This window comes from Geodermatophilus bullaregiensis (assembly GCF_016907675.1).
In the GTDB taxonomy this organism is placed as follows: Bacteria; Actinomycetota; Actinomycetes; order Mycobacteriales; family Geodermatophilaceae; genus Geodermatophilus; species Geodermatophilus bullaregiensis.
The window spans coordinates 2,806,342-2,819,537 of record NZ_JAFBCJ010000001.1 but is presented as its reverse complement, the minus strand read 5'-3'; the positions used below and the strand labels follow the sequence as shown (position 1 = coordinate 2,819,537).

The following is a 13,196-nucleotide window of genomic DNA, read 5'->3' as shown; positions in this document are numbered from 1 at the left end:
GGTGTGCCGCCACCTGGCCTGGCTCGGCCGGCCGCGGTCCCTGGCCGAGCTGGTGCTCGAGCCGCCGTCCTCGCTGCTCGTGCAGTCCTACGCGCCGCGGCGGCAGCGGTACGGCACCGTGAACGCCGACGGCTGGGGGGTCGGCTTCTTCGCCGCCGGCCGGCCGCAGCCGGCGCGCTGGCGCTCGGCCCGGCCGCTGTGGGGCGACCCGTCCTTCGCCTCGGTGGCGCCGGTGCTGCACTCGGGCTGCGTCGTCGCCGCCGTCCGCTCGGCGACGGTGGGCATGCCGCTGGAGGAGAGCGCCGTCGCCCCGTTCACCGACGGCCGCTGGCTGCTGTCGCACAACGGCCGGGTCGACCGGGCGGTGCTCCCCGCCGTGCGCGACGCCGAGTCGACGGTGGACAGCGCGCTGCTGGCGGCGCTGGTGTTCGCCCGCGGCGCCGACCGGCTCGGCGACGTCGTCCGCGAGGTGGGCGCCGCCGACCCCGCCGCCCGGCTCAACCTGCTCGCCGCCGACGGCACCCGGCTGCTGGCCACCACCTGGGGCGACACGCTGTCGGCCCTGGTCACCGACGAGGGGACCGCGCTGGCCAGCGAGCCGTGGGACGACGACCCGGCCTGGACCGACGTCCCCGACCGCTCGCTGGTCGAGGTGACCCCCGACGGCCTGACCGTCACCCCGCTGGACCGACCTGCCCGCCGCTGAGGAGCTCCGTGACCGACTCGCTGACCTCGTACCTGGCCCCGGACGACGCCGCGGCCGCCCTGCGCGCCGACGCGCTCGCCGGGCTGACGGCGACGCCGAAGTCGCTGCCGCCGCGCTGGTTCTACGACGCCCGCGGCAGCGAGCTGTTCGACGCGATCACCCGGCTGCCCGAGTACTACCCGACCCGCGCGGAGCGGGCGGTGCTGGAGGCGCACGCGGACGAGATGGCGCGGGCCTCGGGCGCCGACGTCCTGGTGGAGCTCGGCAGCGGCACCTCGGAGAAGACCCGGCTGCTGCTCACCGCGCTGTCGCGGGCCGGCACGCTGCGGCGGTTCGTGCCCTGCGACGTCGACCCGTCGGTGCTGGAGGCGGCCGGCGCGGCGATCACCGCCGAGTACCCGGGCGTGTCCGTCGACGCCGTCGTCGGGGACTTCACGCAGCACCTGGGCCTGCTGCCGCGCTCGGGCCGGCGGCTGGTGGCCTTCCTCGGCTCGACGATCGGCAACCTCGAGCCCGGCCCGCGCGCGGACTTCCTGCGCGACCTGGCCGCCACCCTGCAGCCCGGCGACTCGTTCCTGCTGGGCACCGACCTGGTCAAGGACCCGGCCCGGCTGGTGCGGGCCTACGACGACGCCGCCGGCGTGACCGCGGAGTTCAACCGCAACGTGCTGGCCGTGCTCGACCGCGAGCTGGGCGCCGACTTCGACCCGGCCGCCTTCGACCACGTCGCGGTGTGGGACGCCGAGGCCGAGTGGATCGAGATGCGGCTGCGCTCGCGGGTCGAGCAGGTGGTGCGGGTGGCCGCGCTCGACCTCGAGGTCGCCTTCGCCGCCGGCGAGGAGATGCGCACCGAGGTGTCGGCGAAGTTCCGCCGCGAGCGGGTCGAGGCCGAGCTGGCCGGCGCCGGCCTGCGGCTGACGCACTGGTGGACCGACCCCGACGGCGACTTCGGCGTCTCCCTGTCGCGCAAGGACGTCTGAGGGGCCTGCATCCGGACCTGCGGCGACGCCGGAAGAGGGGGTGTCAGCACGTCCCCGATCCCGGAGGAACTCGTGACCAGGACCCGCACCCTCGGCCTCACCGCCGTGGCAGGAACCGGCGCACTGCTCGCGCTCGGCGCCGCCCCGGCCGCCGCGGCCGACACCGCCACCGTCTCGGTGCTGCACGCCGTGCCCGACACCCCCGTCGACGTCTACGCCAACGGCGAGCGGCTGATCGACGACTTCCAGCCCGGCACGCTCACCGACCCGCTGTCGCTGCCGGCCGGCTCCTACGACCTGGCGCTGTTCCCCGCCGACGCCGCCGACGGGTCGGGCACGCCGCTGCTCTCCGCGGACGGCGTCGCGGTCCCGGCCGGTGCCGACGCCACCGTCGTCGCGCACCTCACCGAGGCAGGCCAGCCGGCGCTCACGCCGTTCGTCAACGACACCTCGGCGGTGCCGGCCGGTCAGGGACGGGTCGTGGTCCGGCACGCCGCGGCCGCACCGGCGGTCGACGTCCGCGCCGGCGGGCAGGTCGTCGCGCCGGGCCTGACCAACCCGGACGAGGCGACGCTCACCGTCCCGGCCGGCACGGTCAGTGCCGACGTCGTCCTCGCCGGGACCGGCACCGTCGCGCTCGGCCCGGCCGACCTGACCGTGACCGAGGGCGCCACCACCGTCGTCTACGCGTGGGGCTCGGGGGACGCCGGCTACGAGCTCGCCGTCCAGACGATCAGCGGCTCGGGCTCGGCGCCGTCCGGCGTCCCGGGCGGCACCGCCGGCCTGGCCGACGACGGCCTGCCCCTGCCGCTGCTCGGCCTGTCCGCCCTGGGCCTCGTCGGCGCCGGGCTGGCCGCCCGCCGGCTGGCCGCGACCCGCGCCTGACGGGCTGACCGACGTGCGACCCGCCGCCGCCGGCGTGGCCCTGGGCCTGGCTCTCGCCGTGGGCGTGCCCACCGCGTGGGAGCTGACCCGGCCCGCCGCGGCGGCGGGCGCACCGGTCGAGCAGGTCCTGGGGACCGCGCCCGTCCCGACCGCACCGCCGGCGCCAGGCCCGGAGGTGACCGCCCGCGACGCCGCACCGGCGCCCGCGGCCGAGGTCGCGCCGCCGGTCCGGCTCGCCGTCCCGGCGCGGGGTGTCGACGTCGCCGTCGACGCGGTGGGCGTCACCGACGACGGGCAGATGGCGCTGCCCGGCGACGTCGACCGGGCCGGCTGGTACCGCTTCGGCCCGGTCCCCGGGGCGCCCGGCTCGGCGGTGGTCGCCGGACACGTCGACGACGTCGAGCAGGGCCTCGGGGAGCTGGCGCCGCTGCGGGAGGCCGCACCCGGCGACGAGGTCGTGGTGACCGACGCCGCCGGGGCGAGCACCCGCTGGGTGGTGGTCGGCCGCGAGCTGGTCGACAAGCAGGCGCTGCCGGTGGACGCCCTGTTCCGCCGCGACGGGCCCCCGCGGCTGACCCTGGTGACCTGCGGCGGACCGTTCCTCCCCGAGGTCGGCGGGTACCGCGACAACGTCGTCGTCGTGGCGGAGCCGACACCGTGACCGACCTGCTCGGCCGCCGCACCGGCCGTGGGCGTCCTATGGTCGATCGGGTGACCACCGAGGCCGAGCGGGCGCCCCAGGGCCCGGCCGGGCCCGACGACGCCGAGGTCGCCCGGCGCTTCGCCGCCGGCGAGGAGCAGGCGATGGCCTGGGCCTACGAGCGGTGGGCCGCCCAGGTGCACGGCATGGCGGTGCGCGCCTTCGGCCCCGGCCCCGACGCCGAGGACGTCACCCAGCAGACCTTCGTGTCGGCCTGGACCGGCCGCGCCGGGTTCCGCCCCGAGCAGGGCCCGCTGCCGGCCTGGCTGGTCGGCGTGGCCCGCCACAAGATCGCCGACACGTGGGCGCGGCGGGACAGGCAGCGCCGCGCCGCCGAGGCCGCCGCGGCCGAGGCGCGGCGGGCGCCCGCCACCGGACCGGCCCCCGTCGACGCCACCGTCGCCGACCGGGTGCTGCTGCTCGGCGAGCTGGACCGCCTCGGCCAGCCCCAGCGCGGCATCATCGAGCTGGCCTTCTACGCCGACCTCACGCACACGCAGATCGCCGAGCGCACCGGCCTGCCGCTGGGGACCGTCAAGAGCCACATCCGGCGCACCCTCGAGCGCCTGCGCGACCGGTTGGAGGTGGACGGTGCAGCACTGCACGCCTGAGGAGCTGGCGCTGGCCGCCCTCCGCGAGCCGCTCGCCGACGACGACGCCGCGCACCTGGCCGGCTGCGCGCACTGCCGCGCGGAGGTCACCCGGCTGCGCCGCCCGGTCGAGGCGCTGTCGGTGCCGGAGCTGGCCGACCCCGGCCCGCCGGTCGCCCCGCCGCCGGGACTGTGGGCCGGCATCGCCGCGGCCACCGGGGTGGGCGCCGTCCCCCGCCCGGACGTCGTCGCCGCGTCGGCGCTGCCGGCCGGACCGGTGCCCGACGTCCCGCCCGTGCCGCAGTCACCCGTGCCGGAGTCACCGGAGCGGGCCGTGACCCCGGCCGGTGCGGGGGTCGCCCCGGTGGTGCCGCTGCGGCCGCGCCGGTCGCGGCTGCTGCTCGCCGCCGCGGCAGCGCTGGTGGCCGGGCTGGCCATCGGCGCCGGCGCGGTGGCCCTGGGCGGGGACGACCCCGAGGACGCAGGCGTGCCCGTGGCCGACGCCGTCCTCGACCCGCTGGAGGGCAGCGGCGCCTCCGGCCGCGCCGCGGTGGTGGAGCGCCCCGACGGCACGCTGGTCCTCCGGGTCGAGCTGGATGCCGACGCGCCGCGCGAGGGCTACCTCGAGGCCTGGCTGCTCGACGAGTCGGTGTCCGGGCTGATCCCGCTCGGCGTCGTCCGGCCCGGCACCGAGGAGTTCGAGCTGCCCGCCGGGGTGGACATCGGGGAGTACCCGGTCGTCGACGTCTCGGTCGAGCAGCTGGACGGCGACCCGACGCACTCGGGCCTCTCGGTGGCGCGCGGCCAGCTCGACACCTGACCCGCGTCGCTACCGTCGGGGGCGTGACCACGCTCGACGTGCTGCTCCCCCACGAGGACCTCGGCGACTCCTGGCGCGCCGCGCGCCCCCGGCCGGCCGGGCGGCACCTGGACACCGCCGCTTGCAGCCGGCAGAGCAACCGGGTGCTGGAGGCCGTGGCGCACCACGCGCGGCACGAGGCCGAGCTCGGCGGCTACGTCGCCGAGGCGACCGCCGGCGACCTGCTGCAGCAGGGCCGCAGCGTGCTCGGCGGCCTGGTCGGGATGGCCGCCGCCGACGTCGTCTTCGTCGAGTCGGCGCAGGCCGCGCTCGGGGCACTGCTGGCCGCCTGGCGGCTGCCCGCCGGTGCCCGGGTGGCCCGCCTCCCCGGCGAGTACGCGCCCAACGCCGCCCAGCTGCGCGACGCCGGCCTCGAGGCGGTGCCGATGGCCGTGGACGGCGACGGCCGGGCCGACGTCGGGGCGCTGGGCCGGCTGCTGGCCACCGACCCGCCGCGGCTGGTGCACCTCACGCACGTGGCCAGCCACCGCGGCGTCGTCCAGCCCGCCGCGGAGGTCGCCGCGCTGTGCCGCGAGCACGGCGTGCCGCTGGTGCTGGACGCCGCCCAGTCGCTGGGGCACGTCGACGTCGACCTCGGCGCCGACGTCGTCTACTCGACCTCGCGCAAGTGGCTGGCCGGGCCCCGCGGCGTCGGCGTGCTGTGCGTGCGCCCGTCGGTGACCGCGCAGCTGAGGCCGGTGCTGCCCGGCCCGGCCGACCTGCCGCCGCTGCGCGCGCTGGAGAGCGGCGAGGCGCACGTGGCCGGCCGGGTGGGGCTGGTGCTCGCCGTCGGGGAGCACCTGGCCGCCGGACCCGACCGGGTGCGGGCCCGCCTGGCCGCGCTGGGCCGCGCCACGCGCGAGGTGCTCGACGGCGCGGCGGGCTGGCGGGTGGTCGAGCCGCGTGACGAGCCGACGGCCACCACCACGCTGCGCCCGCCGGACGGCGTCGACGTCGTCGCCACCCGCGCCCGGCTGCTCGGCGAGCACGGCATCGTGACGACCGCGATCGGGGTCGAGCGCGCGCCGGAGGAGATGACCGGCCCGGTGCTGCGGGTGTCGCCGCACCTGGACGGCACCGTCGAGGACCTCGATGCCCTCGCCGCCGCCCTCTAACGGCCCCGCTGCAGGGGCCCGCCGCGAGCTCGCGAGCGGTGGGGGGCAGCGGGGTCCTCCAGCTGGATGCGCTGCGACACCCGGCGGTGGACGGCGAGCTGCTCGTCGAGGCCCGGGTGCACCGGGACGCCGTCCTCCACCACCAGCCGCCCGCCGACGACGGTGTGCCGCGCGGCCACCGGCCCGCACCGCAGCCAGGCCTCCACCGGGTCCGACAGCGCGCCGGCGAAGGCCGGCCCCGTCAGCGGCCAGACGGCGAGGTCGCCGCACGCCCCGACCGACAGCTGCCCGATCTCGCCGGTCCGCCCGAGGCAGGCCGCGCCGCCGCGGGTGGCGATCTCCAGCGCGTCCCGGGCGGTGAACGACCCGGCGCCGTGCCGGAGCTTGCCCTGCAGCATCGCCGTGCGGGCCTCCAGCCACAGCGACGCGGCGTCGGCCGACGACGACCCGTCCACGCCCAGCCCCACCGGCGCCCCGGCCGCCCGCAGCTCGGCCACCGGCGCCAGCCCGCTGCCCAGCACCATGTTCGACGACGGGCAGTGCGCCGCCCCGACCCGCGCGGCACCGAGCCGGCGCACCTCGTCGGGCGAGGGCCAGACGACGTGCGCCAGCCACACCCGGTCGCTCATCCACCCGACGTCGGCCAGGTAGTCGACCGGACGGCGGCCGAAGCGCTCCAGGCAGAACGCGTCCTCGTCCTGCGTCTCGGCGAGGTGGGTGTGCAGCCGGACGTCGAGCTGCTCGGCCAGCTCCGCCGTCCGCGTCATGAGCGACGTCGACACGCTGAACGGCGAGCACGGCGCCAGCGCGATGCGGGTCAGCGCCGTCGGCGAGCGGTCGTGGTGGGCGGCCACCAGCCGCTGCGACTCGGCCAGGATCTCGTCGTCGTCCTGGACGACGGTGTCCGGCGGCAGCCCGCCGTCCTTGGCCGACAGCGACATCGAGCCGCGGGTGAAGTGCGACCGCACCCCCAGGTCCTGGGCGGCCCGCACCTGCGCGCCGATCAGGTCGCCGGCCCCGCGCGGGTGCACGTAGAGGTGGTCGGTCGAGGTGGTGCAGCCGGCCAGCGCCAGCTCGGTCAGGCCCACGTACGCCGAGACGTGGGCGGCCTCCTCGTCCAGCCGCGCCCACAGCGGGTAGAGGGTGACCAGCCAGTCGAACAGGCCGCCGGTCAGCGCGGGGGCGAAGGAGCGGGTGAGGTTCTGGTAGAGGTGGTGGTGGGTGTTGACCAGCCCGGGCGTCACCAGGCAGCCGCGCGCGTCGACCGTGCGGACGGCGGCCGGCCGCGGGTCACCGGGTCCGCCGATCCCGCTGACCACGCCGCCGGTCACCGCCACCCAGCCGCCGGCGACCTCCCGCCGGTCGTCGTCGACGGTGGCCACGAGGTCGGCGTCGGTCACGAGCAGGTCGGCGGGCGCGGTCGTCTCCACGCGGGCATCCTGCCCAGGCCGGGTGGACGGCACGTGCCGCCACACCCGCGCGCGCAACCTCCCCGTGACGATCCGGGGCTACCGTGACCGTCCCCGGCACCCCGCGGACCTGCTGCTGCGGCGGGGGCGGCGGCCGGCCCACCGACGAGGAGCGACGATGCACTTCCTGCAGCCCGCGACGTGGGCGGAGGCGCTGGAGGCCAGGGCCGCCCACCCCGACGCCGTCGCGATCGCGGGGGGCACCGACGTCATGGTCGCGGTCAACTTCGGCCGGCTGCGGCCCGCGCGGCTCCTGGACCTCACCCGGGTCGAGGACCTCCGGCAGTGGGGTCCCGAGGACGGCGCCGTCCGGCTCGGTGCCGGCGTCCCCTACGCCCGGGTGATCACCGAGCTGGGCGACCGGCTGCCCGGCCTGGCGATGGCCGCCCGCACCATCGGCTCGCCGCAGATCCGCAACCGGGGCACCGTCGGCGGCAACCTGGCCACCGCCTCGCCGGCCGGCGACGCGCACCCGGCCCTGCTGGCCGCCGACGCCGAGGTCGAGGTGGCGTCGGTCCGCGGCAGCCGCCGAATCCCGGTCGCCGACTTCTACACCGGCGTCAAGCGCACGGCGATGGCCGACGACGAGCTCATCGCCGCCGTCCGGATCGTCCCGCCGAGCGGCCCGCAGCAGTACAGCAAGATCGGCACCCGCAACGCGATGGTCATCGCCGTCGCCGCGTTCGGGCTGGCGCTGCACCCCGCCCGGCGGGCCGTCGGCACCGGCATCGGGTCGGCCGCGCCGACGCCGCGCCGCGCCCCCGCCGCCGAGGAGTTCCTCGCCGCCGAGCTCGACGGCCTGTGGGACTCCCGCGCCGAGCTCCCGGCCGCCACCGCCACCCGCTTCGGCGAGCTGGTCGCCGCGGCGGCGGCACCGATCGACGACGTCCGCGGCACCGCCCGCTACCGCGTCCACGCGCTGTCGGTCATGGCCCGCCGCGCGCTGACCTGGGCCTGGTCCGACTACCGCAACGACTCCGTGAGGGAGGCCTGAGGTGCGCCTGACCTGCACCGTCAACGGCACCGAGCAGCAGGTGGACGACGTCTGGGAGGGCGAGAGCCTGCTCTACGTCCTCCGCGAGCGGATGGGCCTGCCCGGGTCGAAGAACGCCTGCGAGCAGGGCGAGTGCGGCTCGTGCACCGTCTACCTCGACGGGCTGCCGGTCTGCGCCTGCCTGGTCGCCGCGGGACAGGCCGAGGGCCGCGCGATCGGCACCGTCGAGGGCCTGACCGACGGGGACACCGGTCAGCTGCACCCGGTGCAGCAGGCCTTCCTCGACGCCGGCGCCGTCCAGTGCGGCTTCTGCACCCCCGGGCTGCTGGTGGCCACCGACGACCTGGTCGGCCGCTCCCTGGCCGAGGGGCGCAAGCCGGCGGACGCCGAGATCCGCGAGGCGCTGGCCGGCAACCTCTGCCGGTGCACCGGCTACGAGAAGATCCTCGACGCCGTCCGGCTCGCCGCCGACCGGATGAGCGAGGCCGGGCGGTGAGCGCCCCCACCCGCACCCCGAGCGGGGCGCCGGCCCACCTCACCGGCGCGGGCGGCGGACGGGTCGGCGACGACGCGCAGCGCCCCGACGGCGTCCTCAAGGTCCGCGGCGAGTTCGCCTACGGCAGCGACCTGTGGATGGAGGACATGCTCTGGGGCGTCACGCTGCGCAGCCCGCACCCCTACGCCCGCATCCGGTCCGTCGACCTCGGCGCGGCGCTGGCCGTCCCCGGCGTGCACGCCGTCCTCACCTCCGACGACGTGCCGGGCGAGAAGGTCTACGGCCTCGAGCTCGCCGACCAGCCGGTCCTCGCGGTCGACGTCGTCCGCTACCAGGGCGAGCCGGTCGCGCTGGTCGCCGCCGACCACCCGGAGACCGCCCGTCTGGCCGCCTCCCGGATCCAGGTCGACTACGAGGTGTGGGAGCCGGTCACCGACGCGCGTGTGGCCCTGGGTCACCCGACACCCGACCGCCCGGACACGTCCCCACCCAGGGACCAGGTGCACGACGCCCCGGCGGAGGTCACGGAGCTGAGCCGGGAGAGCGCCCACCTGCACCCGCAGGGCAACCTGGTGCGCCACCTCAAGGTCCGCAAGGGCGACCCGGAGCCGGCCGCCGACGTCGTGGTGGTAGGCGAGTACGAGGTCGGCATGCAGGACCAGGCGTTCCTCGGCCCCGAGTCCGGGCTGGCCGTCCCCGCCGAGGACGGCGGCGTCGAGCTCTACGTCGCCACCCAGTGGCTGCACGTCGACCAGCGCCAGATCTGCTCGGCCCTCGGCCTGCCGCCCGAGCGGGTGCGGCTGACCCTGGCCGGCGTGGGCGGGGCCTTCGGCGGCCGCGAGGACCTCTCGATGCACGTGCACGCCTGCCTCCTGGCGCTGCACACCGGCCGGCCGGTGAAGATGTCCTACAACCGCGAGGAGTCCTTCTTCGGCCACGTGCACCGCCACCCGGCGACCATGCGCTACGAGCACGGCGCGACCCGGGACGGCGACCTGGTCTACGTGCGGGCGGCGATCTACTTCGACGGCGGGGCCTACGCCTCCAGCACCCCGGCGGTCGTGGGCAACGGCGGCACGATGGGCGTGGGCCCCTACGTCGTCCCGAACGTGCACGTCGACTGCTACGGCGCCTACACCAACAACCCGCCGTGCGGCGCCATGCGCGGCTTCGGGTCGGTGCAGACCGCGTTCGCCTACGAGTCGCAGATGGACGCGCTCGCCGCCGAGCTGGGCATGGACCCGGTCGAGCTGCGCTGCCGCAACGCCATGGAGGAGGGGTCGCCGACCCCCACCGGCCAGGTGATCGACAGCCCGGCCCCCGTCGCCGAGCTGCTCCGCCGGCTGCAGGCCATGCCGCTGCCGCCGGAGGCCGCGACCGGCGACGACGTCGACCTGCGCGACATGCCGGGTGGGGTCTCCAACACCACGCACGGCGAGGGCGTGCGGCGCGGCGTCGGGTACGCCGTCGCGTACAAGAACGTGGCCTTCTCCGAGGGCTACGACGACCACTCCACCGCGCGGGTGCGCCTGGAGGTCGTCGGCGGCGAGGCGGTCGCGACCGTGCACACCGCCGCGGCCGAGGTGGGCCAGGGGCTGGTGACCGTCGAGCAGCAGATCGCCCGCACCGAGCTGGGCGTCGAGCAGGTCACCGTGCACCCCAAGGACACCTCCGTCGGGTCGGCCGGGTCCACCTCGGCGTCCCGGCAGACCTACGTCACCGGCGGGGCGGTCAAGGCCGCGTGCGAGGCGGTCCGCGCCCGGGTGCTGGAGCGGGCGCGGACCGTCGTCGGGCGGCCGGTGGCCGACCTGCGGCTGGACGGCGGCGAGGTGGTGTCCGACGCCGAGGGCATCGCGGTCCCGCTGGCCGACGTGCTCGGCGACGAGGCGGTCGAGGAGACCCTGGAGTGGCGGCACCGCCCCACCGAGGCGGTCGACCCCGAGACCGGCCAGGGCTTCGCGCACGTGCAGTACGCGTTCTCCGCGCACCGGGCGGTGGTCGACGTCGACACCGAGCTCGGGCTGGTCAAGGTCGTGGAGATGGCCTGCACCCAGGACGTCGGCAAGGCGATCAACCCGCAGGCGGTCGTCGGCCAGATCCAGGGCGGCACCGCGCAGGGGCTCGGGCTGGCGGTCATGGAGGAGATCCTGATCCGGGACGGCCGGGTGCAGAACCCGTCGTTCACCGACTACCTGATCCCGACCGTCCTCGACATGCCGCCGATGCGCATCGAGGTGCTGGAGTGCGCCGACCCGCACGCCCCCTACGGCCTGCGCGGGGTCGGCGAGGCGCCCAACATCTCCTCCGGCCCGGCGGTGCTGGCCGCGATCCGCGCCGCGACCGGCCTCCCGCTCACCCGCGTGCCGGTCCGCCCGGAGCACCTGACGGGGACGTGAGGGCGGACCTCCGCCCGAGGTCGCGGGAGGCGTCCGGACCGGGGACGTCGGTCATCGCGTGGCGGACGGCCGCGCCCGCTCCGGCGAGGTGAGGACCTCGGCCCCGTCGTCGGTGACGGCGATCGTGTGCTCGCTGTGCGCGGTCCGGCAGCCCGTTGCGCTCCGCAGCGTCCAGCCGTCGGGATCGGTGACGAGCTCGGCGGTGTCGGCCATGACCCACGGCTCCAGCGCCAGCAGGAGCCCGGGGCGCAGCCGGTACCCGCGACCGGGTCGCCCGGTGTTCGGGACGTGCGGGTCCTGGTGCATCGTCGAGCCGACGCCGTGACCGCCGAACTCGGTGTTGACCCGGTACCCCGCCTCGCCGAGGACCGCGCCGATGGCGGAGGAGACGTCCCCGATGCGGGCTCCGGGGCGGGCCGCGGCGATCCCCGCGCTCAGCGCGCGCTCCGTCGCACCGATCAGCGCGACGCTCTCCGGGGACGCCGACTCCCCCACGACGAAGCTGATGGCGGAGTCCGCGACGACCCCGCCCAGGGAGACGGCGAGGTCCAGCGTCAGCAGGTCACCGTCGGCGAGCGCGTAGGGGTGGGGCAGCCCGTGCAGCACGGCGTCGTTGACCGACGTGCAGACGTGGTGACCGAACCGCCCGCGCCCGAAGGACGGCGCGTAGTCGACGTAGCAGGACTGCGCTCCGGCCTCGGTGATCATGGCCCGGGCCCACGCGTCGATCTCCAGCAGGTCGGTGCCCACCTCGCAGCGGCTCCTCAGCGTCTGCAGGATGCCGGCGACGAGGGCACCCGCCTCCCTCGCCCGGGGCAGCTCCGTCGGGTCGAAGACCTCGATCACCGTGCATCCTCCTTCGACCGACGACCACCCCGGTAAGACTATCCCGGTACTAGAATCGGCACCGTGGTCCGGTTGCCGCTCACCCCCGCCGAGGTCGAACGCGGACGGCGCCTCGGCGCCCTCCTGCGACGTGCCCGGGGACAGCGGTCGATGCTCCACACCGCACTGGAGGCGGGGGTCTCCCCCGAGACGCTCCGGAAGATCGAGTCCGGGCGCGTGGCCACGCCCGCCTTCCCGACCGTCGCGGCGATCGCCGGCGTCCTCGGCCTCTCCCTCGACGCGCTGTGGGCGGAGGTCGACCAGCGGGACGGCGGGGTCGGACCCGCGGGACCTGCTCGCCACGCAGGTGAGCGGTGGGTCTCGTAGGGCTCGACGCCGTGGCCCCGTCGGAGGGCGCGGACGCGCTCAGCCCGTGAGCCCGGCCAGACGGTCCATGGCGGCCACCACCCGGTCCTGCAGCCCGGGGTCCTCCAGCGCGCGCGGGATCCGCGCCCGGGAGCTCCCGGCGGTGTAGCCGCCGGCCCACTCACCGGCCGCGGCCCGCGCCACCCGCCCGCCACCGTCCTCGACGTCCCCCGGCGCCCCCGGTGAGGCCAGCTTGGTGCGCACCCAGCCCGGGTCGACCGCGCCCACGCGCAGGGAGGGCAGGCGGCGGGCCCAGGCCAGCGCCAGGACGACGTCGAGCGCCTTGGAGTCGGCGTAGGCGCGCCGCGGCGGGCGCGGGCTGCCGAGGTCGTCGGCGTCGACGCGGCCCGAGCCGACCATGCCGCTGCCGAGGAAGACCAGGCGCTCGCGCACCCGCTCGTGCAGCAGCGCGGTGAGCAGGTGCGGGGCGAGCGCGTTGACGGCGAAGGCGAGCTCGTGTCCCTGCCGGCTGGGCGGCGCCCCCTCCGGCGGCCACACGCCGGCGTTGTGGACGAGCACGTCGAGGTCCCCCTGCCGCCCCAGTGCACCGGCGAGCGAGCGCACCTGGTCGAGGTCGGCCAGGTCGCCGGTGACCAACCGGACGCTGCCGAGCCGGCCGAGCTCGTCGGCGACCGGCGCGCCGCGGGCCTCGGTGCGGGCGTGCAGGACGACGGTGTGCCCGCCGGCCACCAGCCGCCGCGCGGCCGCGCGGCCGATGCCGTCGGTGGAGCCGGTGATCGCGATCGTCGCCACGG

Annotated in this window: 14 protein-coding genes; 11 read left to right on the top strand and 3 right to left on the bottom strand. The window is 77.1% G+C overall.

Annotated elements, in window-relative coordinates:
* The first annotated feature begins 1 nt into the window (after window position 1).
* The 7 genes from egtC to egtE all read left to right on the top strand — a co-directional run bounded on the left by egtC (window position 2) and on the right by egtE (window position 5,835).
* On the top strand, window positions 2-706 hold the full coding sequence (egtC, locus tag JOD57_RS13340; RefSeq protein ID WP_204692465.1) for an ergothioneine biosynthesis protein EgtC: 705 nt from the start codon (window positions 2-4) through the stop codon (window positions 704-706).
* 8 nt (window positions 707-714) lie between these two features.
* Window positions 715-1,686 (top strand): L-histidine N(alpha)-methyltransferase, encoded by a 972-nt coding sequence (gene egtD / locus JOD57_RS13335; protein ID WP_204692464.1) that lies wholly within the window; start codon window positions 715-717, stop codon window positions 1,684-1,686.
* 72 nt (window positions 1,687-1,758) lie between these two features.
* Window positions 1,759-2,571, top strand: coding sequence for a DUF4397 domain-containing protein (locus JOD57_RS13330; protein ID WP_204692463.1), 813 nt, complete (start codon window positions 1,759-1,761; stop codon window positions 2,569-2,571).
* Window positions 2,572-2,584: 13 nt separating this feature from the next.
* A complete protein-coding gene (locus tag JOD57_RS13325) occupies window positions 2,585-3,232 on the top strand; it encodes a class F sortase (protein WP_204692462.1) in 648 nt (215 codons plus the stop codon).
* A 50-nt stretch (window positions 3,233-3,282) separates the two neighbouring features.
* Complete coding sequence (locus tag JOD57_RS13320) at window positions 3,283-3,882, top strand: sigma-70 family RNA polymerase sigma factor (RefSeq protein WP_307824663.1); 600 nt, start codon at window positions 3,283-3,285, stop codon at window positions 3,880-3,882.
* Window positions 3,863-4,681 (top strand): anti-sigma factor, encoded by an 819-nt coding sequence (locus tag JOD57_RS13315; protein ID WP_204692461.1) that lies wholly within the window; start codon window positions 3,863-3,865, stop codon window positions 4,679-4,681. Before JOD57_RS13320 ends, JOD57_RS13315 begins: the two co-directional genes overlap by 20 nt.
* A 23-nt stretch (window positions 4,682-4,704) precedes the next feature.
* Entirely contained in the window at window positions 4,705-5,835 is a 1,131-nt protein-coding gene (gene egtE / locus JOD57_RS13310; RefSeq protein ID WP_204692460.1) for an ergothioneine biosynthesis PLP-dependent enzyme EgtE, read from the top strand.
* On the opposite strand, the gene JOD57_RS13305 is transcribed toward egtE, so the two are convergent.
* Entirely contained in the window at window positions 5,832-7,265 is a 1,434-nt protein-coding gene (locus JOD57_RS13305) for an 8-oxoguanine deaminase (RefSeq protein WP_204692459.1), read from the bottom strand. The genes egtE and JOD57_RS13305 overlap by 4 nt on opposite strands.
* A gap of 157 nt (window positions 7,266-7,422) precedes the next feature.
* Here JOD57_RS13305 and JOD57_RS13300 point away from each other — a divergent pair, with 157 nt between their 5' ends.
* Genes JOD57_RS13300 through pucD form a run of 3 tightly spaced genes read left to right on the top strand, consistent with a single transcriptional unit; the run spans window position 7,423 to window position 11,190 of the window.
* A complete protein-coding gene (locus JOD57_RS13300) occupies window positions 7,423-8,298 on the top strand; it encodes an FAD binding domain-containing protein (protein ID WP_204692458.1) in 876 nt (291 codons plus the stop codon).
* A gap of 1 nt (window position 8,299) precedes the next feature.
* Window positions 8,300-8,794 (top strand): (2Fe-2S)-binding protein, encoded by a 495-nt coding sequence (locus JOD57_RS13295; protein WP_204692457.1) that lies wholly within the window; start codon window positions 8,300-8,302, stop codon window positions 8,792-8,794.
* On the top strand, window positions 8,791-11,190 hold the full coding sequence (gene pucD / locus JOD57_RS13290) for a xanthine dehydrogenase subunit D (protein WP_204692456.1): 2,400 nt from the start codon (window positions 8,791-8,793) through the stop codon (window positions 11,188-11,190). The genes JOD57_RS13295 and pucD overlap by 4 nt, the downstream gene beginning before the upstream one ends.
* 51 nt (window positions 11,191-11,241) lie before the next feature.
* Here the strand turns inward: pucD and map are convergent, their stop codons facing one another.
* Window positions 11,242-12,036: a type I methionyl aminopeptidase gene (map, locus tag JOD57_RS13285; RefSeq protein ID WP_204692455.1), complete on the bottom strand. Its 795-nt coding sequence runs from the start codon at window positions 12,034-12,036 to the stop codon at window positions 11,242-11,244.
* A 63-nt stretch (window positions 12,037-12,099) separates the two neighbouring features.
* Between map and JOD57_RS13280 the strand changes: the two genes are divergently transcribed.
* Entirely contained in the window at window positions 12,100-12,402 is a 303-nt protein-coding gene (locus tag JOD57_RS13280) for a helix-turn-helix domain-containing protein (RefSeq protein ID WP_204692454.1), read from the top strand.
* Between the two features lie 39 nt (window positions 12,403-12,441).
* Here JOD57_RS13280 and JOD57_RS13275 read toward each other — a convergent pair whose 3' ends face one another.
* Window positions 12,442-13,194: an SDR family NAD(P)-dependent oxidoreductase gene (locus tag JOD57_RS13275; RefSeq protein WP_204692453.1), complete on the bottom strand. Its 753-nt coding sequence runs from the start codon at window positions 13,192-13,194 to the stop codon at window positions 12,442-12,444.
* Between the last annotated feature and the right edge of the window lie 2 nt (window positions 13,195-13,196).

Bases quoted from the DNA above. Each gene is read 5' to 3' on its own strand.
- JOD57_RS13300 (WP_204692458.1), top strand. From the start codon at position 7,423: ATGCACTTCCTGCAGCCCGCGACGTGGGCGGAGGCGCTGGAGGCCAGG.